Annotated in this window: 20 protein-coding genes; 11 read left to right on the plus strand and 9 right to left on the minus strand. The window is 34.5% G+C overall.

What is annotated here, in order from left to right; translation table 11 throughout:
* Nucleotides 1–3: 3 nt before the first annotated feature.
* Genes B0X80_RS06065 through B0X80_RS06090 form a run of 6 tightly spaced genes read right to left on the minus strand, consistent with a single transcriptional unit; the run spans nt 4 to nt 6572 of the window.
* On the minus strand, nt 4–1167 hold the full coding sequence (locus B0X80_RS06065; RefSeq protein ID WP_077338955.1) for a hypothetical protein: 1164 nt from the start codon (nt 1165–1167) through the stop codon (nt 4–6).
* Nucleotides 1167–2309 (minus strand): glycosyltransferase family 2 protein, encoded by a 1143-nt coding sequence (locus B0X80_RS06070; RefSeq protein WP_077338956.1) that lies wholly within the window; start codon nt 2307–2309, stop codon nt 1167–1169. Before B0X80_RS06070 ends, B0X80_RS06065 begins: the two co-directional genes overlap by 1 nt.
* On the minus strand, nt 2303–2824 hold the full coding sequence (locus B0X80_RS06075; protein WP_077338957.1) for a serine O-acetyltransferase: 522 nt from the start codon (nt 2822–2824) through the stop codon (nt 2303–2305). Before B0X80_RS06075 ends, B0X80_RS06070 begins: the two co-directional genes overlap by 7 nt.
* A complete protein-coding gene (locus B0X80_RS06080) occupies nt 2805–3932 on the minus strand; it encodes a glycosyltransferase (RefSeq protein WP_077338958.1) in 1128 nt (375 codons plus the stop codon). The genes B0X80_RS06075 and B0X80_RS06080 overlap by 20 nt, the downstream gene beginning before the upstream one ends.
* The gene (locus tag B0X80_RS06085) at nt 3932–5134 is read right to left on the minus strand and encodes a TIGR04063 family PEP-CTERM/XrtA system glycosyltransferase (RefSeq protein WP_077338959.1); all 1203 of its coding nucleotides are present in this window, start codon (nt 5132–5134) and stop codon (nt 3932–3934) included. The genes B0X80_RS06080 and B0X80_RS06085 overlap by 1 nt, the downstream gene beginning before the upstream one ends.
* 34 nt (nt 5135–5168) lie before the next feature.
* A complete protein-coding gene (locus B0X80_RS06090; RefSeq protein ID WP_077338960.1) occupies nt 5169–6572 on the minus strand; it encodes a TIGR03013 family XrtA/PEP-CTERM system glycosyltransferase in 1404 nt (467 codons plus the stop codon).
* A gap of 217 nt (nt 6573–6789) precedes the next feature.
* On the opposite strand from B0X80_RS06090, the gene B0X80_RS06095 reads away from it, so the two are divergent.
* From B0X80_RS06095 to B0X80_RS06120, 6 genes are all read left to right on the plus strand, one after another.
* Nucleotides 6790–7428: an XrtA/PEP-CTERM system exopolysaccharide export protein gene (locus B0X80_RS06095; RefSeq protein ID WP_077338961.1), complete on the plus strand. Its 639-nt coding sequence runs from the start codon at nt 6790–6792 to the stop codon at nt 7426–7428.
* 68 nt (nt 7429–7496) lie between these two features.
* Entirely contained in the window at nt 7497–9086 is a 1590-nt protein-coding gene (locus B0X80_RS06100) for an XrtA system polysaccharide chain length determinant (protein ID WP_077338962.1), read from the plus strand.
* 3 nt (nt 9087–9089) lie between these two features.
* Nucleotides 9090–9944, plus strand: a complete 855-nt coding sequence (locus tag B0X80_RS06105; RefSeq protein ID WP_077338963.1) for an XrtA-associated tyrosine autokinase — start codon at nt 9090–9092, stop codon at nt 9942–9944.
* Nucleotides 9907–11499 (plus strand): TIGR03016 family PEP-CTERM system-associated outer membrane protein, encoded by a 1593-nt coding sequence (locus tag B0X80_RS06110; RefSeq protein ID WP_077338964.1) that lies wholly within the window; start codon nt 9907–9909, stop codon nt 11497–11499. Before B0X80_RS06105 ends, B0X80_RS06110 begins: the two co-directional genes overlap by 38 nt.
* Nucleotides 11500–11503: 4 nt before the next feature.
* Nucleotides 11504–12541: an XrtA/PEP-CTERM system-associated ATPase gene (locus B0X80_RS06115; RefSeq protein ID WP_076417727.1), complete on the plus strand. Its 1038-nt coding sequence runs from the start codon at nt 11504–11506 to the stop codon at nt 12539–12541.
* 115 nt (nt 12542–12656) lie between these two features.
* A complete protein-coding gene (locus B0X80_RS06120; RefSeq protein ID WP_077338965.1) occupies nt 12657–13016 on the plus strand; it encodes a hypothetical protein in 360 nt (119 codons plus the stop codon).
* A 24-nt stretch (nt 13017–13040) separates the two neighbouring features.
* Here B0X80_RS06120 and B0X80_RS06125 read toward each other — a convergent pair whose 3' ends face one another.
* Nucleotides 13041–13529, minus strand: a complete 489-nt coding sequence (locus tag B0X80_RS06125) for a hypothetical protein (RefSeq protein WP_077338966.1) — start codon at nt 13527–13529, stop codon at nt 13041–13043.
* A gap of 151 nt (nt 13530–13680) precedes the next feature.
* Here B0X80_RS06125 and B0X80_RS06130 point away from each other — a divergent pair, with 151 nt between their 5' ends.
* Entirely contained in the window at nt 13681–14133 is a 453-nt protein-coding gene (locus tag B0X80_RS06130; protein WP_077338967.1) for a TlpA family protein disulfide reductase, read from the plus strand.
* A 10-nt stretch (nt 14134–14143) separates the two neighbouring features.
* On the opposite strand, the gene B0X80_RS06135 is transcribed toward B0X80_RS06130, so the two are convergent.
* Nucleotides 14144–14755, minus strand: coding sequence for a fumarylacetoacetate hydrolase family protein (locus B0X80_RS06135; RefSeq protein ID WP_077338968.1), 612 nt, complete (start codon nt 14753–14755; stop codon nt 14144–14146).
* Nucleotides 14756–14765: 10 nt separating this feature from the next.
* Nucleotides 14766–15866: an NAD(P)/FAD-dependent oxidoreductase gene (locus tag B0X80_RS06140; protein WP_077338969.1), complete on the minus strand. Its 1101-nt coding sequence runs from the start codon at nt 15864–15866 to the stop codon at nt 14766–14768.
* A gap of 233 nt (nt 15867–16099) precedes the next feature.
* Here B0X80_RS06140 and B0X80_RS06145 point away from each other — a divergent pair, with 233 nt between their 5' ends.
* The 4 genes from B0X80_RS06145 (at nt 16100) to B0X80_RS06160 (ending at nt 20593) form a co-directional block, all read left to right on the plus strand.
* On the plus strand, nt 16100–16687 hold the full coding sequence (locus tag B0X80_RS06145) for a sugar transferase (protein ID WP_077338970.1): 588 nt from the start codon (nt 16100–16102) through the stop codon (nt 16685–16687).
* A 9-nt stretch (nt 16688–16696) separates the two neighbouring features.
* Nucleotides 16697–17341, plus strand: a complete 645-nt coding sequence (locus B0X80_RS06150) for an acetyltransferase (protein WP_077338971.1) — start codon at nt 16697–16699, stop codon at nt 17339–17341.
* An 8-nt stretch (nt 17342–17349) separates the two neighbouring features.
* Complete coding sequence (locus B0X80_RS06155; RefSeq protein ID WP_077338972.1) at nt 17350–18528, plus strand: DegT/DnrJ/EryC1/StrS family aminotransferase; 1179 nt, start codon at nt 17350–17352, stop codon at nt 18526–18528.
* Between the two features lie 118 nt (nt 18529–18646).
* On the plus strand, nt 18647–20593 hold the full coding sequence (locus tag B0X80_RS06160; RefSeq protein ID WP_077338973.1) for a polysaccharide biosynthesis protein: 1947 nt from the start codon (nt 18647–18649) through the stop codon (nt 20591–20593).
* Nucleotides 20594–20596 lie beyond the last annotated feature (3 nt).

The following is a 20596-nucleotide window of genomic DNA, read 5'->3' on the forward strand; positions in this document are numbered from 1 at the left end:
CAGCTATAGCTGCTTAAATGTCGGTTTAGCTAGAATAAAGTCTCTGTACTCATTAGGATTGCCATCTTTACCAGCCTCTGCAGCTTTAGCAATATTGTACATCTCTCTTGCTGATACATAATGAAGAATGTAATTTTCACCATCGTTATATTTTGTTTCTAAATAGGTATGCATGTCATGTCTAGATTGACCAAGCAAAGTATCCATATCAGCTTCTTGAGTACCATGAGTATGCACTTTGATGAAAGTCCATTCTGGTCTGCCCTTTACATGTATATGTGAGCTAACCCATTGATCAATTCTACTTTTCAGTGGTGGGCATGCTTTTCTCACGTCAGCATTTTCTACATGCGGTAAACCTTTTGCCGTTCGCCACTTAAAGTTTATTCCGATAGGCCCTTGAATTAACATGATATCACCAGACTCATTTTTACCCACTTCAACATCAACACCACTATCATGACTCTTACACATACCCGGTCTTCCCGTTGCATAATAAATCGAATTAATCTTACTCGTTTGAGCTGGACTTGGTGTTGCAGGCAATGTCATATCGACATAACAACCTGTTTGATTTAACAAAGCCAGTTCATTATCAATACCACACATATAACCATCGGGTAGTGAATTATCAAGTGACCAATTACCATGGATAAAGGCATACATGATTTGTTCAGTTTCAGGATGAACAGGTAATGCACCATGTTCATGATGTAGTTTATAAGCAAAATCAGTCATGACTTTAGTGAAGTTTTCTGGCGTGTCATTATCGTGATGTAAATGTATTTCTATTTCACCAAAGCCGCGGTAACACATATCTGATAATTTGGCTAAATGTTCATGTCTGTATTCTTCTTCAGGATAAAAGAATGAATGTTTAGGCATCACGCCATCAGCATCTATATGTTGCTCAGCCATTAAAGGATAATCTTTAAACCAACGATCAACCCTTTCACGCTCTAATTCAATATTATCGCGATTTTTCCATTGGGGTTCAAAATGATCTACAAAACAAAATAAAACATGGATAGGTTTATCTGTTTTAGGGTTGTTTAATCTATTTTTTAAATAAGGAAAGAACCACATATCCATATTCTTCTTTTTTAATACTAGCCAAAATAAAGTACTTGCGGCTAACAATAATAGTACCGTGATAAAGCCTAACATTATTTAGTTTCCCCTTGTCTTGCTGTTCGTTGCCAGCCGCCGTTCTTTTGACCTTTTAAAAAGAGTAAGAAGCCTTTAGCTAATGCTGTATTCATAGATAAAAAGAAGCTGATAATAGCGACGATACTACCGACTTTAATGCCTTGACTGATTTTTTTAGTCCCGTACCAACCAATAGCATAAAAAGCTATTTGTCCAATTAATAGAGTAATATATAAAGGTTCTCTCAATAAAAATAAATTAGAAAAAAATACTAGCAGCATTAAGTGTGGCGCATACCATCTAAAGACTTTATGAGACCAATAACAAAAACTAAACCAGCCCTGTGTTGGCGACAAAGCCCATAAATTACTGTTGAAAGCTTTATAATTACCAACACCAATTCTTACTCGACGGCCCACTTCATCATGCAAAGATGGGGCAACCTCTTCGGAAGCGATTGCTTTATCATTATATAAAACCTCATAGCCCTGCTTTTTAACATTCATTGCAATGCAAAAATCATCAACAATTGTGTCTTTCGATAAAGGAATATATAACTCTTTGCGGATAGCATAAATAGCACCATTAGCTCCTAATATACCACCTAAAGCAGACTCACATTTTTTAAGGAATTGTTCGTACTTCCAATAGAGACCATCTTTATTTTGATTACCGTCGTCGGTAATTAATAAAAGCTCACCGGAAACCGCACCAGTTTTTTCAGAAAAACTATTCATTAGTATATTAACAGCATTAGTTTCAAATTCAGTATTTGCGTCGGTGAAAACTAAAAATTCAGCTTGAGATTCCGCGACCAGATCATTAAGAATTGATATTTTCCCTCGGTTCTCTTCAAAATCAAATGCCTTAACTCTAGGATCAGTGAAACTTGTAATTATTACACCGGTATTATCTTTACTACCGTCGGATGCAACAAGCACATTTAAATTGCCTTCGTAACTTTGAGCTAAAGCATTTTCAATGCGTTCTTTTATACATGACTCTTCGTTATACGCTGCAATAATGATATCAACATCAGGGTATTCTTTAAGCTCGGAACTTCCAATACTTTTTGGCGTAACAAATACTTTCAACAATAAAGGAAAAATAAGATACGAATATACCAATAGAGCTAAAGAGATCCAGAATAGGGTTAGCATTTTTTTTCCTGAGATTTATTAATTATTCTTCCGGGAATACCAACAACAGTTACATTGCTCGGTACGTCTTTAACAACAACAGCATTAGCACCAATTTTAACGTTGTCGCCAATAGTAATGCCACCAATAATTTTTGCTCCTGCTCCAATAAAAATGTTATTCCCTAATAGCGGAGCCTTCCCTTTTTCGTCACCGATAACAACACCACTTTCAACGGTAATATCGATTCCACCGCGTACTTTCGAATTGATAACAACACCTACAGGATGCATTATCACAAACCCTTTATCAAACATAGCTTGAGCACCAATAACACAGCCATTAATCACTCTATTTAACCAAAGGGTAATCAACGCTATAGGAGATAAACGGTACTTCATTAAAAACTGGGTAGCTCTGTATAGGAAGTTAGCTGAAGTGCCGTCACTCACTAAAGTTCTAAAGGTAGATACTTGATATCCTTCACCCATTAGAATTTGTTTTTTACGTTTTATATCACTTTTTAGGTATTGCATTAGCTGCTTCCATTCTTTGTAGAACACACTCTACGTTTTTTTGCCAATCAAACCCTCTAGAATGCTCCAATATTTTGCTTTGTTCCCATTCAATAGTTAGAGCTTCTGAAATTGCTTTTTCTAGTTGAACGGTATTTTTAGACTCAACTAATAACCCCACATCTTTTGTTACTACCTCAGGTATCCCTCCGACAGTTGTAGCAACAACAGGAATACCGCATGCAAAAGCTTCAAGTAACACGTTAGGCACGCCTTCTCGGTAACTTGGTAAAACAAGTAAAGAGCTGGCTCTAACCTTTTCAGCAACAAGATTTAAGGGAATTGAACCATGCACATTAATATTTAAATTTTGTGCTTGAGTGCATTGATTAATCGATTCTTTTAACGGTCCTTCACCTATAATATCTAGGTTTGCATCAGGATGGTATTTTTGCACTTCGGCAAAAGCTAATACAAGTTCATTTAGGCCTTTAGTGGGGATTAAACTACCAACAAATATAATACGCTTTTCATTAGTTGATTGGCTGTTTGGATAAAATATGTCTCGATTTACACCGTTATAATTCACAAGTAATTTTTCTTTAGCAATGCCTGTATTTTCAAGAGAATCAGCTAAAGCTTGGCTAGCACAAAAGATAGTACCGGCTTTTGAAAGCCACTTTTTAATAAGCTTACGCCTAGATGGAAATAATGTATTTTCATTAACATCAGTGCCATGAACTTTTACGAATAAAGGCAACTTCAACCATTTATTAATCATAGAAGATGCTACAGCATCAGGAAATCCCCATGATGTATATAAAACGTCTGGCTTGTGTTTCTTCATCCAAGGCAACATAAAGAACAATGAAAATGCCTGAAAAAAAGGTACCAATCTTCGACCTATCTTAGGTATATAAAAATATGGACAATATTGCAGATTATTATTCGATTTACAGGCGGCTCTATTCTTGAAAAATTCAGTCCAAGGGAGTAGTAATACAATTTGAACATTATTATTTGCTGCTAATAAGTCGAACTGTTGCTTATTAAAACTTGCTCGATTAGGTCCCCAAGGTACGGGATACAAATTAGTAATTATTAGAATATTTTTACTTTGTGCTGACATTACTTGGCCAGTCGCTCATAAACAGAAATATACTGTTTTGCGGTATTTAACCAGTTTCTCTCTTCGGTCACAAAAGCCAATCCAGTTTCACTAATTTGGGTTAAAAGCTCTTCATCATCAATCACATTTAAAATTGTATTAGCTAATGCTTCACTGTTATCAGCTTCAAATAGAAAACCTGTTTTATTGTGCTCTATAAGTTCACGATGACCACCGATATCAGAAGCAATAACAGGCTTGAATTGTGCCATTGACTCTAACGGTTTAAGTGGTGTTACTAACTCTGTTAATCTAATACTTTCACGAGGAAACACCATCACATTAGCCAAGCTATAATAGTCTCCAACATTTTCAAAAGGTACTCTGCCAACAAAAGTGACAAATTTGTCTAACTTCAATGCTGACACTTGTTTCTTTAAACTATCTAGCTCATTACCCGCACCTACGAGTAGTAGATGAATATCATCACGAGTCTTCGAAATAATGCTTATCGCATCAATAGCATATGACAAGCCTTCGTATTTAAAAAAGGTACCAATAAATGCAACCACTTTTTTTCCTGATAAATTAAGAGACTTTTCAAGTTCAGCATTACGTTCATGTAAAGGCTTAAAGTTATCGATATCAACTGCATTAGGTGTTACATAAAGTTTAGATTCAGAAATACCACGCTTTATTAAATCTTGTTTTAAGCCATTACATATACAACTTACTGCATCAGCTTTATCAAAAGCGCTTTGTTCGATGGCTTTAATTGTTTTATATTTTAAGCTACCTTCAGTAGTTTTTCCTGTATCAACCGCTGCATCTTCCCATAAAGCTCTAACTTCGTAAGTCACAGGAATATTATATTTTTTACCTACTTTAATTGCAGCTAAAGCATTAAACATTGGGGAGTGTGTTTGAATAACATCTGGTTTATCAGCAAGTACAGCTTGCTCAATTCTTTTAGCTAAGTGATTAATATGATGAAGATAGTTAACAAATGGTATTTTTGTTAAAAAAGAACGAGATATTTGAGTACGTTCGTATACAACGCCATCTACATTCTCTTCCATTTCCTTAAAGTCTTGATATCGCTGACTTGTAAGTTGTCTAGTGATAATACCAAGTTTTCTTTGATGTCTAATAATGGCATCAGATCTTAATGAATAACCACTGATGTTGGGTCGTGAATATTCTAATATGTGTAAAACTTTCAATTGAAATCCTTAAAACCACGTACAAAAACTAAAATTATCGACCCTTACCAAATAAGACTATTTCGACTGTTCTTATCAAAATCAATAAATCTAATAAAAAGCTTCTATGTTTTATATAATAAAGATCGTATTTCAGCTTTTCTAAAGAATCTTTTTCTGTAGAACCATATGGGTACTTTAATTGTGCCCAACCTGTAAGGCCTGGTTTTACATTGTGCCTTTCATTGTAGTAAGGTATATTTTTAATTAATTGCTGTACAAACTCAGGTCTTTCTGGCCTAGGCCCAACAAATCCCATATCGCCTAAAATAACATTATATATTTGGGGTAACTCATCAATTCTATATTTACGAATGAACTTTCCAATTTTAGTTGTACGATCATCATTTAGTTGCGCCATTTGTGCGCCATCTTTCTCAGCATCAATACGCATACTTCTAAATTTAATAATATTGAAGGCTTTACCATCTAAACCAACTCGTTCTTGAAAATAAAAAACAGGCGCCTTTAATCCTTCATCAAGTTTAATTAGAATCGTAGTAATTAGCATGACGGGCCATGTAATCAAAAGAAGAGTAAATGCCATACTCGCATTAAAAAACCAATCTAAAGTATTTCTTAAATGGTTAGCCGATGAAAAACCATTCGAGTATATAACCCAGCTTGGATAAATAAGATTAACGGCTATTTGCCCCGTTTCTCTTTCAATGAAATCTAAAATTTCAGTAATTTCAACACCACGAATTTTACAAGCAAACAGTTCATCAACAGGTAAGTTATTTCGTCGTTCATCACTCGCGACTACAATTTCATCTATTCCGTGTTCTAATGCGTAATTTACTAAAGAGCCATCAAAGTCAATGCGATTTTCATTTACAACACCGGCATCTAAATCACCTTCCATCACAATAAAGCCATGAACATGAAAACCCTGTCGATCAACATCTCTTCTCATTCTTTTTTCAATAATAGACGCTCTTTCTCCAGCACCTAAAACTAATATTTTTCTTTTATTAAAACCAAAAAAATCTAGTTTTAAAGTGATATAACGAAAGCTACAACCTAACACTAAACTCATCAATGATGACATTGCTAAAATATCAATAGGTAAAGATTTAATCCCATAAAAAGGATTAATTAAGGTAACGATAAAGAAACCTATAGCAACAGCAACTAATTGACGTCTGGCCACTCCTCGGAAATTCTCTCGAAGTTTAGAGTCATACAAGCCTAAAGCTAGTGAAGAAAGTTGAATAACCAAAGCAAAAACAAAGGAATACACGAAAAGAGTATTAATAGGAGTATTTATATTACTAATGAAATTAAATAGATCATTAATATATACAGTAATTAACAACGCACCTGCAAATAAAAGCAATTCCACTAATACTATTGTTTTACTACCCATAGACAGATCTTGAAACTTAGGACTAGACATATGAAATTAACATTCCCTTATGAAATATGCTTATAATGCTTTGAAACTGGTGCATATTAGAATTCATACCATTACAAATGTAAAGATACTAATAAGCTTATAGTATCAATATAATTAATTATTTAACATCAATTAAATAATGTGCATCGCGACCAAAAATAAAATACAATCATAAAAATATATATCTCTTTTAATTTTGACAATAAAGGTTACCACCATGGAAAATCGCTGGATTAAACAATTTATACTTACTATTTTGATATGCTCAGCCCAGTTTCTATTGGGCTGTAGTTCTCATAATACGCTACCATCGGCTACAGTACACTCATCTACCACGGTAGATGTATCATCTTACAAATATTTAATTGGTGCAGGTGATGTTGTTAACATATTTGTTTGGCGAGAGCCTGAAGTATCTGGCACATTTACTGTTAGACCTGACGGTATGATAACGACTTCATTAGTTGAAGATATTAAAGTTTCAGGCAAAACACCTACAGAGTTAGCTAGAACGATAGAAAATGTTTTAAGCACTTATGTTAAAGAGCCTGTAGTTACTGTTACTGTTAACGAATTTAATGGTCCTTTTAGCGAGCAGATACGCGTTATTGGCGAAGCTACATCTCCTCGTGCAATAAATTATAAACAACACATGACTTTGCTCGATGTTATGATTGGTGTAGGCGGATTAACAGAGTTTGCAAATGGTAATGGCGCTTTATTGGTTAGAGTAGAAAATGGCGAACAAAAACAATATCAAGTTTTAATTGAAGATTTAATTAAAAACGGTGAGATATCGGCTAATGTTGATGTGTTACCTGGCGATATTATTGTAATCCCTGAAACGTGGTTTTAAATATAGTTATAACGAATAAAATTTAAATTTTATTGTAATATTTTATCCCATATTTTTAGAGGTAGGGAATGCAAGAAATAATTGAACAAGTATTGGATTATTTGAAAGGTATATGGATAAAACGTAGATATCTAATGATATCTACTTGGATTATCTGTCCTATTGGATGGTTGTTTATTGCTCAGCTAGATGATGTATATGAATCCGAAGCTATCGTTTTTGCAGATACGCAATCTATTTTAGGACCATTATTAAAAGGTATAACTGTTGAAACTAATACAGAAGCCCAAATTCAATTAATGGTTAAAACCTTACTAAGTCGTTCAAACTTAGAGCGTATCACTCGTATGACTGATTTTGATGTACGAGTTAAAAACGATAAAGAATATGAATTGCTCATCGATAGCCTAAAAGAAGATATAATCATTAAAAAAACGGGGGGGAAACGTCAGAATATCTTCAAAATTTCTTTTGAAGACAAAGATCCCGAAATGGCCAGAGATGTTGTTCAAGCAGTGCTTACTGTATTTATCGAAACAACGATAGGTGAAAATAGAAACGATTCTGATTCTGCACAAAAATTCTTAACAACTCAGATTAATGAATATGAAAGTAGACTATTAGCAGCAGAAAATAGACTAACTGATTTTAAACAAAAATATAACGACGTTTTACCTAACCAATATGGTGGATATTACCAAAAACTGACCGTTGCGAAAGAACAATTAAAAGGTATTGAGCTTGGACTTCTTGAAACTCAAACGCAATTAAAATCAGCAAAAGCTCAGTTACCCGATAAAAACACCGAAAAAAGTCAAGCTCCTGACAGTATAAAAAATAATAATTCAATTGAAACAACTTATGATGAGCGCATAACCGAATTAGAAACATCATTAGACAGTTTACTTGTTAGATATACAGAGAAGCATCCTGATATTATTGAAATTAAAAACAGACTAGCACACCTTAAAAAGCAACGAAGTGATGAGATTGATAAGTATTTAGAAACATCTACTGATGAAAATGCTAATTACTCATTAAGTCAAAGCCCTGTTACTCAAGGGATTTTAATGCAAATAAATCAACTAGAAAATCAAGTTGCTTCATTTACTGTTAGAGCTGAAAACTATAGAAAGGAAGTAGCTGATTTAGAAAGCAAAATACATATTCTTCCCGAAATAGAGGCTGAGTTAGTAGCCCTTAATCGAGGTTACAACATCACCAAAGAAAAGTATGAAGAATTATTAACACGTAGAGAAACAGCTCAACTAGCTAAACAAGCTGACGACTCTAATAGTAAAATAAAGTTTAATGTCATTGAACCCCCGCGAGCACCTGCAGAACCAACAGGGCCAAAACGCATCTTACTTACTATAGTAATGTTATTTTTAGGGCTTGGTGCTGGAACAGCTTTATCTCTCTTGGTGAGTCAAATAAATCCTGTGGTAACTTCAGGCTCTCAAGTATCAAGGTTAACGGGTATCCCTATTTTTGGTGTGGTTTCAGCATCCGAACATTTAGGGTTGCAGAAATGGCATAAAAAGAAAACGCTGATATTTATCATATCAAATATACTATTACTGATATTATTAGCTGCTTTTCTAGCTTACGCTTTATATCCTGAAGCAATTAAAGCACCGTTAAGAAGGATTTTTTAAATTATGAGTACTATAGAAAAAGCTTTAGCTAAACAAAATAGTACAGATACATCTAAAGTTGAAGTATCTGCTCAAGAAAATATAATTCAAACACCTTCTGAACATATTAAGAATCAAATATCAGAAGATTTAAAAATAGATAAAGTATCTTTAGCTGAGCGCGGCTATCTTATTGATTCAGGTTCGAGACAAAGCATCAAAGACGAATTCAGACAAATAAAACGTAAATTATTAAATAATGCTTTTGGTGCCGCTTCTAAAACATTAGATAACAGTAACCTTGTAATGGTAAGTAGCTCAAAGCCTAATGAAGGGAAAACATTTGTTTCAATAAATCTTGCACTCAGCATCGCCTTAGAGCAAGATAAAACAGTTCTTTTAATAGATGCGGATGTATTAAGACCTAGTATCAATAGAGAGCTAGGAGTGGGCAATGTTCCCGGATTAATTGAATATTTATTAGGAGAAAAGGCGGGGATAGCTGATATAATTTATAATACAAATATTGATAAGTTAAAAATTATACCAGCCGGTGAACCTCACCATTTATCAAACGAATTATTAGCAAGCGATAAAATGGAATCACTAGCGAAAGAATTAGCAGAGCGCTACCCTGATAGAATAGTGATTTTTGATTGCCCTCCATTAATCGGCGTAACCGAAACTCTTGTGCTCGCCAACTTAATGGGGCAAGCAATAGTTGTAGTTGAAGAATCCAAAACTCAACTCTCTGACATTCAAAAAGCTACTGAAAACTTAAGTGATGATTTAGCTTTAGGTTTAGTTTTAAATAAAGCAATAAAATCCCATAAGGATATGTATGGCTACTATGGCTATGGATATGGTTCGAAAGCATAAATATTTATTAAGTATAGTTTTATTATCTACGCACTCATTAGTGCAAGCTAATGAGTGGACTTTTGATCCTGCTATAAAAATTAATGAAACTTATTCCGATAATATTAACTTTAACAACCAAAATAAAAATTCTACGTTTGTTAATCAAACCGGCTTAAGTTTAAGTTCAACATATATTGCTCAGTATGCTTCATATAATATTGATCTTGAATCATTCTATGCCTCTTATAGTCATGATAGCGCCCTTAATGATAGCTTCATTTCTTTGGATGGCGACTTTAATATTCAATTATGGCCAAATGGTATATCTTTAGTAGGCTCAGCATCAATACAAAACAGCCCTCGTAATACTTCTGCTAATGTTTACGCTGATATAGTATCAGGGGATACAGTTCAGGTGGAACGATACTCAAGTGGTTTGAGTTATAACATTAGCAATAGCCAATACAATTTATCATCGACTTTGGTATATAACACGACAAGATCAGAAGATAACATCTCTGAACAGGATGGCTATACTGCAACACTTAATTCAAGAAATGGTAATAATAGTCGTTATATATTCTGGGACTTATCCAATAACTATAATGAACGGGAAAATAACAACCGTACAAGCCGATCATATCAAAGTGAAACTAAAATAGGTTTGATCACACCTTACAAACTTAATCCCTTTATACGTTATTATGATGAAGATAACTCTGGTAATTTAGCTTCTAACCAGCAGATAGAATCAAATTCGTATGGTGCTGGTCTACGCTGGTTATTGACACCACGTTTGATAGTAGACCTATCGTACAATATCCCTTTAAACAAAAGTAAATTAACAGATAACGAACAAAAAGATAATTACTACGACATTAGTATTAATTGGCAGCCATCGAGAAGAACCACTTTAAACGCTAATATTTCTCAACGTTTTTATGGCGATAGCTACAATCTAAATTTAACTCATAAAAACAAGCGATTAACTAATACAATAATTTACGATGAATCAATTCAAACATTCACTAGAGATAGCTTTGAAATCGATAATGAAGGTTTTTTTCTTTGTCCACAAGACATAGATAACTTTACTTACGATCAGTGTTTTATCAATAATACAAACCCGTTAGACGATAATTCATTAAGAGTTATACCTAGCCTAAAACTAGTTGAAGATGATAATTTTTCTTTAAATAAAAGACTAAATTGGATTTCATCTTTAGCATTAAGTCGTACAACCTTTAGATTAAGCCTTCAGCGCAATGAACGTTTAAACCTTTCTACTAACGTTGAAGGTTTACGACAGAATGCTGACTTTTCAATATCTAGAAAGATAAGTGGTTATTCGACAATAGAAGCATCTGCTTCATATACAGAAACGAATAACTTTATTAATTTACCTCGCGAGCAAAATAGTCAATATAGATATTACAAGATCAACTACAAAAGAGAGCTCAACAAAACACTTTCATTTGATATAAATATAAGCCATTTAAATAGAGCATCAGATCCTGCAGTATTTGTATATAAAGAAAATCGTATAAGTTTAGAATTGAAAAAGGTTTTATAGCAGTATGTACGAAAGTTATTATGGATTTAAAGAACGCCCTTTTCAGCTTAGTCCTGATCCGCGTTTCTTCTTTGCATCTAATCACCATCAACGTGCAATGTCTTATCTACAGTACGGATTAGATCAAGGCGAAGGCTTTATTGTTATTACAGGTCCAATAGGGACAGGTAAGTCTACACTTGCTCGTAACCTATTAAACAATATTAAAGATTCTAAAATTGTTGCCGCGCAACTCGTCACGACTAAGCTTAATCCCCAAGAATTATTAGAACTGGTTATCTCAGAGTTTAATATACAGACTAACGGAAACAGCAAAGCAGAATTGCTTCAAGCCATTGAAAAATTTTTAATCTCTCTACATCAACAAGGTAAAAAAGCATTACTGTTAGTGGATGAAGCACAAAACTTACCACTTGAAACTGTAGAAGAATTAAGAATGTTGTCTAATTTTCAATTAGACAACAAACCACTAATTCAAAGCTTTTTATTAGGGCAAGAAGAATTAAAAGGAATTATACAGGCGCCATCAATGGAGCAATTCAGGCAACGCATTATTGCTTCAGCCCATTTAAAACCATTAACAACCGAAGAAGTTAAAGAGTATATCAATCATCGACTTCAACAAGCAGGCTGCACTAAAGAAAATGTATTCTCTGAGTCGGCTTTTGAGATTATTCATGCAAAAACCTTAGGCGTACCTCGAAAAATCAATATTTTTGTAGATCGTTTATTACTTTTTGGTTTCCTCGAAGAGCTTTCATGTATTGATGATAAAGCTATTAATGAAGTTGCTATTGAAATGGAAGTGGAGCTTACAGGTTCTATTAATAATAATGTTTTAGAAAGCAATGAACCTTCTCAAAAACAAGCTATTGTTAATTCACCTGAAAAAGTTGAAAATATTAAAGATGTTTTGCGAGAAGTTGAAGAAATACTCGAAACCTCAATTAAACAAAAAATAAAAATGGCGAGGTATGTCGATAAACTACTTAAGCATAAAAATAGACTTTACGCTGAAACAAACTTTGATGATAAAAAATAAAATCATGATAAAAGAGCTTAATTTTAAGCTCTTTTTAATTTATAACTAGCAATCACCTATACTCCTATCTTCGCTATAATACGCATCGACAGTCCTTTAATATTACGAGATTTTTATGAAAGTATGGATCCATTTTGTCAGAGCGCCTGTTCGCGTAATATCTATCAGTAAAAGGCGAACCCATTCTAAACTAAAACGCCAAATGGTAGGACTCAAATTAGCACTTTCTCAGGAAAAGGCTGAAACTAAAGAAATGCTAAGTACGTACAAAAAGTACACTCGAAAACAAGCCACTCCCGAAGAGATGATAAACGCGAATAAACAATTCATAGATATATTAAAAGGCTTAGGGTTAGGCGTATTTGCGGTTTTACCTTTCGCACCTATTACCATACCAATACTTATAAAAGTAGGCAAAATGGTTGGCGTAGATATTTTACCTAGCTCGTTTAATCGAGATAAAAAATCAAAATAAGTGCCTATGTTACCTAATTCTGTACTATTTCAAATAACTGATAGACTGATCAGTTACACATTGAGTAAAGCTTTTTTTTCGTTCTTCTTTAGATAAAGAAGAAATAGCTTTTTTCACCAATTTCATTCTTTCTACTTTTTTATCTTCAGGTAAATCATCTAGCTGACCATGAAAACATCCTAATAGACCATAATTAATAGCCGTATCAGAGCTTACTAACTCTCCTCCCAAGCAACTCTCAAGCTTCTCAGCTAATCTTTCCTTACTCATTTTTGTGATAAGTGTATCTAAAGTATATTTACCATAGGCATTATTATTGGCGTTATTGCACGCAAATAAAATATCTGCCACAGCAACGATAGGAATTAAATTATTATGCTGTTCATTGAACTTATTTTTGAGCCACTGCTGATGCTCTGTTAATTCATTTACTTTAGGATTTTCAGCTGATAAAGCAGTAAAACTAAGCGTCAGTGATACGACTACAGGTAATGTTAATACAAAAAACTTCATATAAGATCTTATCCAGGAAAACTTAGCGCTATTTTACTAAAAATACAGGGAAGTTCATATTCCAATTTGTAAATGAGACTTCTCATTCATACCACCCCATGGTTAAATAAGAAAATGTCATTAGTGAAATAAATTTTAGGCGAAATTAATTATGTTTAGACGCGTTATTTTTTCATGTTTTATTCTTATTAGCCTAACAAGCAATAGCTTTGCTCACCCCCCATCTGAAGAGTTACAGCAACTATTACAGCAACATAAAGGAAGTGTCATTTATGTTGATTTTTGGGCCTCTTGGTGCGGTCCATGTCGTAAATCATTTCCTTGGATGAATGAAATACAACAAAAATACGAAAACTTAAAAATTATAAGTGTAAATGTTGATAATGAAAGGGCTTTAGCTGCTGAATTTTTAAGCAAAGTCTCCGCAAACTTTCCGATCATCTATGATCCTAAAGGTAAAATAGCCAAAAAGTACAAACTAAAAGGTATGCCGAGCAGTTATATATATAACAAAGCGGGGCTACTTGTTAGCTCTCACGTAGGCTTCACAGAATCTAAACAAAAAAAATACGAAGAAGAATTACAATACCTTTTAGCTCAGTGAAGCGTTAACCCTAACAAGCAACCCAAGTATGACTGACTAAGGTTTTACCTTCGTGAATTATGCTTCCAGCAAAGCAATCTTTTGCGTTAATCACTCCAACCCCTTTTGGGGTTCCAGTCATAACAACATCACCATCTTCTAAAGTCATAAATGATTGTAACTCTGCTAATATTTCTGCAGGAGAATACATCATTAAACTAACATCTCCTTGTTGAGTTAATACATTATTTATTGTGAGTTGAACTTCGTAATTACTCCGCATATCCTCAATCAGGATAAACTCACTAAAAACTGCCGCGCCATCAAACGACTTAGCTCGCTCCCAAGGTAAACCTTTTTCTTTCAAGCGAGTCTGTAATTTACGTTTAGTTAGATCTAAGCCAAAACCTATAGCAGTAAATGCCCCTTTTTCATATATAAAGCAAATTTCTCCTTCATAATGTAATGGCTCATCATGTACTGAAATTAAGGTGCTACTAATCGATGAGTTAGGCTTAGTAAATACCACCATATTTTCTGGTATTTCATTACCTAACTCAGCAATATGTTCTACATAATTCCTTCCTATACATACGATTTTTGAAGGTGTTATTAATTTTTCATTTACCTTAATTTTATTCAAAATATTTACCTTAAATTTCTAATGCTTTATTGACCAAATTAGCTATCGCTAAACTTGCCGTAAGTCCCGGAGATTCGATACCAAACAAATTAACCAAACCTTTAATACCGTGTTTAGTTTCATCTTGAATGATAAAGTCATTAAACTGATTTTTATTTAATTTAGGTCGAATACCCGCATAGTCAGGCTGTAATTTACTTCCATCAATTAAAGGGAAGTAGTTTTGTATTGCTCGTACAAACTTGCCTTTTAATAATTCAGGAACAGTGTAATCTATCCCGTTAATAAACTCGGTATCTGGGCCAAACTTTAATTGCCCTGACATATCAATTGTTGCATGAATACCTAAGCCATTTTCAGACGGTACAGGATAAATTAAATGCTTGAATGGACTTACGCCTGAATACGAAAAGTAATGCCCTCGGCAAAAATTAACGTTAGGGATAAACTTTTCAGATAATGAACGAATACATCTGGCAATTTTATCAGCATGTAAGCCTCCACTATTAATTAAATTTCTACATTGAAATATAAAAGTTTCTCCCTGACAACTCACCTTCACTATAAAACCATTTTTGATCACTTCAACATTCATGAGTTCGGTCAGTGGTGAAAATAATGCGCCATTAGCCTCTGCTTCAGCAAGCAAACTTTGCATAAAACTATGTGAATCAATAATACCTGTTGAGGGTGAATATAATGCTGAAGTCGATTTTACTTGAGGCTCTAAATTATTAACCTCTCTACGACTTAATATTTTTAAATCTGAAACATGATTCGCTTTTGCTTTACATAAAATATCACTAAGTAAACTATCTTGCTCATTGTCAGTTGCGACAATAAGTTTACCGATACGAGAAAAGGATATATTGCGATTCGTACAATATTGATAAAGCAACTCTTTACCTTCAACACAAAATTTGGTTTTTAGTGTATTTTCAGGGTAGTAAATACCGGCATGAATCACTTCGCTATTACGACTACTGGTTTCTTCACCAAAAGAAGTATTTTTATCAATAATTAATACATTAGATAAAGTTTTACTCAGCTGAGCTGCTATAGCCAAACCAACAACACCTGCACCAACTATAAGTGTATCAACAGTTTCCAAGCGTCCTCTGAATAAATTTACAAAATAAATTAATCATACCAGTTTAATTAGTGAGATTGGTATGACTAAAATAAAAGCTACACTCAAAAAGCTTTTTTATTCATGTATTACTAAGTACTATACTGATGCCATATCAAGATGCGGATGAATAACCGATTACACGATAGTTTGACTCATTGTAAACATGCACCGACAAACAAATAACAATAAAAACAAAATATTAGGTATTAATTATGATCAAAAGAGCCATGGACATTATTATTTCATTAATAACCTTATCTTTATTATTCCCTGTGATACTTTTTACCGCGATCATATTATTTAGCCTCAAATGCCGTCCTGTTTTATTTAAACAACCTAGGCCCGGATTGAATAACCAAGTATTTAACATGTATAAATTTCGTTCAATGAACGATATGAAAGATAATAAGGGTGAGTTATTACCAGACAGTGAACGTTTAACGCCATTCGGTAAATTTATACGCAATACCAGTATTGATGAATTACCTGGGTTGTGGAGTGTATTAAAAGGCGATATGAGTATTGTAGGGCCTCGTCCTTTACTAGTTGAATATCTTCCCTTATACACAACAGAACAAGCTCGTAGGCATAACGTAAAACCCGGCATCACTGGTTGGGCACAAGTAAACGGACGTAACACCCTTTCTTGGGAAGAAAAGTTTGCATTCGATGTATGGTATGTGGACAACCGAACTTTTTGGCTAGACATTAAAATTATTTTTATGACAATTAAAAAGGTTTTTGCTCAAGCAGATATCAATGCATCTGGCGAAGCAACTATGACTAAGTTTAAAGGCTAAGGATTAAATATGAGTACATTAATTATCATAGGTGCAGGTGGCCACGGAAGAGTTGTTGCTGATTGCGCACAACAAATAAATACATATCAAGAAATATACTTTTTAGACGACAGCTTCCCTGAACGTAAAAACAATAGCATTTGGGACATTATTGGCAAAATAGATAAATATACTCGTTACCTTGATAACGCTGATTTTATTGTGGCCTTTGGCAACAACAAACTTCGTCAACAAATGCTAAACACCTTGATCAACGCAAATGCAAAAATTGTCTCTTTAATTCATCCCCGTGCTTACGTAAGCCCGCATTCAACTATTGAAGCAGGTGTTGTAGTATTTGCCCAATCGGTTATCAACATTGGCAGTACCATTAAAACCGGTTGCATAATTAATACAGGAGCAACGATAGACCACGACTGCACAATAGAAGCTATGGTACATATATCTCCAGGAGTTAATATTGCTGGAGGAGTCATCGTTGGTGAGCGTTCATGGATTGGTATTGGAGCATCCGTTATAGAAAGCATTACACTGGCACCCAATACACAAGTTGCAGCCGGCTCAAGCATTATTAAAGCAACACAAAAAAATTCGCTATACGCTGGTGTACCTGCTGTTTTTAAAAAGTCTATTCCATCAAAAAATAATTTATAGGATAAATCGTGCTAAATACTGAGTTTTCACCTTGGCCTAATTTTACAGAAGAAGAAATAACAGCAGTATCTAAGGTACTTGCTTCTAATAAAGTAAATTATTGGACAGGAGACGAAGGAAGAAAGTTTGAAACCGAATTTGCAGCTTATACCGACTGTAAATACGCGGTAGCCCTTGCCAACGGAACTCTCGCATTAGATCTCGCATTACAGACTTTAGATATTGGGCACGGTGATGAAGTTATTGTTACTTCAAGAACCTTCATTGCCTCTATTAGTAGTATTGTAAATGCAGGCGCAACGCCAGTATTTGCAGATGTAGAACTTGATAATCAAAATATTAGCGCTCAAACAATTTCGACGGTATTAACCGACAAAACCAAAGCTATTATTTGTGTACATCTAGCTGGTTGGCCATGTGAAATGGACGACATTATGACATTAGCCGAGCAACATAAGCTTTTCGTGATTGAAGATTGCGCACAAGCTCACGGAGCAAAGTATAAAGGCCGTTCTGTTGGTAGTATTGGGCATATCGGTGCTTGGTCTTTCTGCCAAGACAAAATAATGACGACTGGTGGCGAAGGAGGCATGCTTACAACGAATAATGAAAAATTATGGCGTAAAGCTTGGGCTTTTAAAGATCACGGAAAATCGTATCAAGCTGTATACGAAACCGAACATCCTCCAGGATATCGATGGTTACATGAATCTTTTGGTACCAATTGGCGCTTAACAGAAATGCAATCAACCATTGGACGCATACAAGTGAAACGCATGCCGCAATGGACAAAAATTAGAACACAATACGCTAAAGACATATTCAATGTTTGCCAAAATTATAACTTTATTAATGTGCCTCAAATACCTGATTATATCGAACACGCTTTTTATAAATGTTACGTCACAATAAACCCTGAAAATTTACCTCGCTCATGGAATCGAGATAAAATTATCAACGCTATAACAGCACAAGGCGTTCCATGTTTTTCAGGCAGTTGTTCAGAGGTCTATAGAGAGAAAGCTTTTGAAAATACATCATATTTACCTAAAAATCCGCTTAAAAATGCTCAAAACCTTGGCGAGAACTCATTGATGTTCCTCGTGCACCCAACACTAAAAAAAGAAGAAATATCAAAGACTTGCAAAACATTAACCCAAGTGTTCGATCAAATAGTATGCCTTTAACTTTTTTATATGAAAAAAAAGCATGACAACGCCATAAAAAATTGTGAAGATATTGTTACTATAGTGTTACACGGATGTCCTATTTTACTAATAAAAACAATAAAAAAGGCGTTGTATCATGATCAGAAAAATAGATCTCATTCCAAGTTATTTAAAACTTATTATGGGGGTTGGTTTTGACCTTTTAGCGTTATCCATTGCGTTCTTTTTGGCTTACTTTATACGAATGGGCCTTAATAATACTGCATTCACGTTATCTGAACTTTTTGTATACCTAACTATTACCTTATCTACACTCTTACTTTTTACCTATTTCGATGTCTATCGATCCGTTGTACGCTACTTTAATGCTAAAGCATTTCTGAAAATCTTTATTATATTAATTTGTACTACCACTATTTTTTATCTTGCTGGTTACATTTTTGATGCATTTATTCCTCGCTCTGTACCTATCGTATTTTTTGTACTCGCTATTTTACAAATTACCAGCATTCGCGCTTTATTTGGCATTATCTTCGAGAAAAAGCTTTTTAACGAACGCGAAGGCGTTGTTATCTACGGAGCAAGCACAACAGGCCGAGAGCTTGTTAACGCCTTAACGCTAGGAAAAAAATATCAACCTCTTGCGTTTATTGATGAAAAAACACGCTATCAAAACCGAAATGTTTTAGGCTTACATGTATATTCTCATAACAAAATAGGTAACTTACTTAAACGATTTGGCAAATTTAAAGTCCTTATTGCTGTGTCTAATGTTGATCCACATCGACTTAAAGAAATTGTTGCCGCCTTAGAACCTCATGCGCTTGAGCTACTTACAGTACCCACCATGTCAGATATAGTCTCAGGCAAACGAAGTATTGATCAGTTACGTGAAGTATCTGTTAAAGAATTATTAGGTAGAAAGTCCGTTGACCCCGTTCCTGAATTACTCTCGGCCAACGTGACTAACAAAGTGGTTATGGTGTCGGGTGCCGGCGGCTCAATAGGTAAAGAACTTTGCCGACAAATACTATTAAATGCACCTAAAAAATTGGTTTTGCTAGATATCAGTGAAGCTTTTTTGTATGAAATTCATCAAGAACTGACAGAATTTCTTGCAGAAACGAATAACCCTTTAGAAATAATTCCGCTTATTGGTAATGTACAAAATGACACCTTAATGAAATCTATTTTCGTGCAACAACACGTTCAAACTATATATCATGCTGCTGCTTATAAGCATGTACCTATGGTTGAAGGTAATGTTATTTCTGGTGTTAGTAATAATATTTTTGGTACTTATGCTATAGCAAAAGCAGCTGTCGCGAGTAAAGTAGAAACCTTCGTGCTTATTTCAACAGACAAAGCTGTTAGACCCACTAATGTAATGGGTGCCACCAAGCGTATGGCTGAACTGGTGTTACAAGGTCTTGCAAACAAACAAAAAGAAACACGTTTTGCTATGGTTCGCTTCGGTAATGTACTTGGCTCTTCAGGTTCCGTTGTGCCTTTATTTAAAAAACAAATTGAGCGTGGTGGTCCTATCACCATTACTCATCCAGATATTATCCGATACTTTATGACCATACCTGAAGCTGCTCAATTAGTTATCCAAGCAGGAGCCATGGGAAAAGGCGGCGATGTCTTTGTTTTAGACATGGGTGAACCTGTAAAAATTGTAGATTTAGCCCATAAAATGACTCACTTAATGGGATTTACTATCAAAAATGATGATAATCCTATGGGAGACATTGCTATTGAATACAGTGGCCTAAGACCAGGAGAAAAACTTTACGAAGAGTTACTGATTGATGATCATGCCCAACAAACGTCCCACGAACGTATATTAACGGCAAATGAAAAGTCTATACCGTGGGATGATGTCACTACTATCCTTGAGCATTTAAGCCAAGCCATTACTAATGATGACGACAAGCAAATTAGACAAATACTAGTAAATGCTCCCCTGGGTTATAACCCTTCAACGGCAGAACAGAAAGAAAAAACCCTTTCACAATTTACAGATACACTATCTATTCTAAAACCTAATATACAACAGCCCGAATTAATAGGCGCACTTTAAAGT

The organism is Pseudocolwellia agarivorans (assembly GCF_002000085.1).
GTDB classification, from domain to species: Bacteria; Pseudomonadota; Gammaproteobacteria; order Enterobacterales; family Alteromonadaceae; genus Pseudocolwellia; species Pseudocolwellia agarivorans.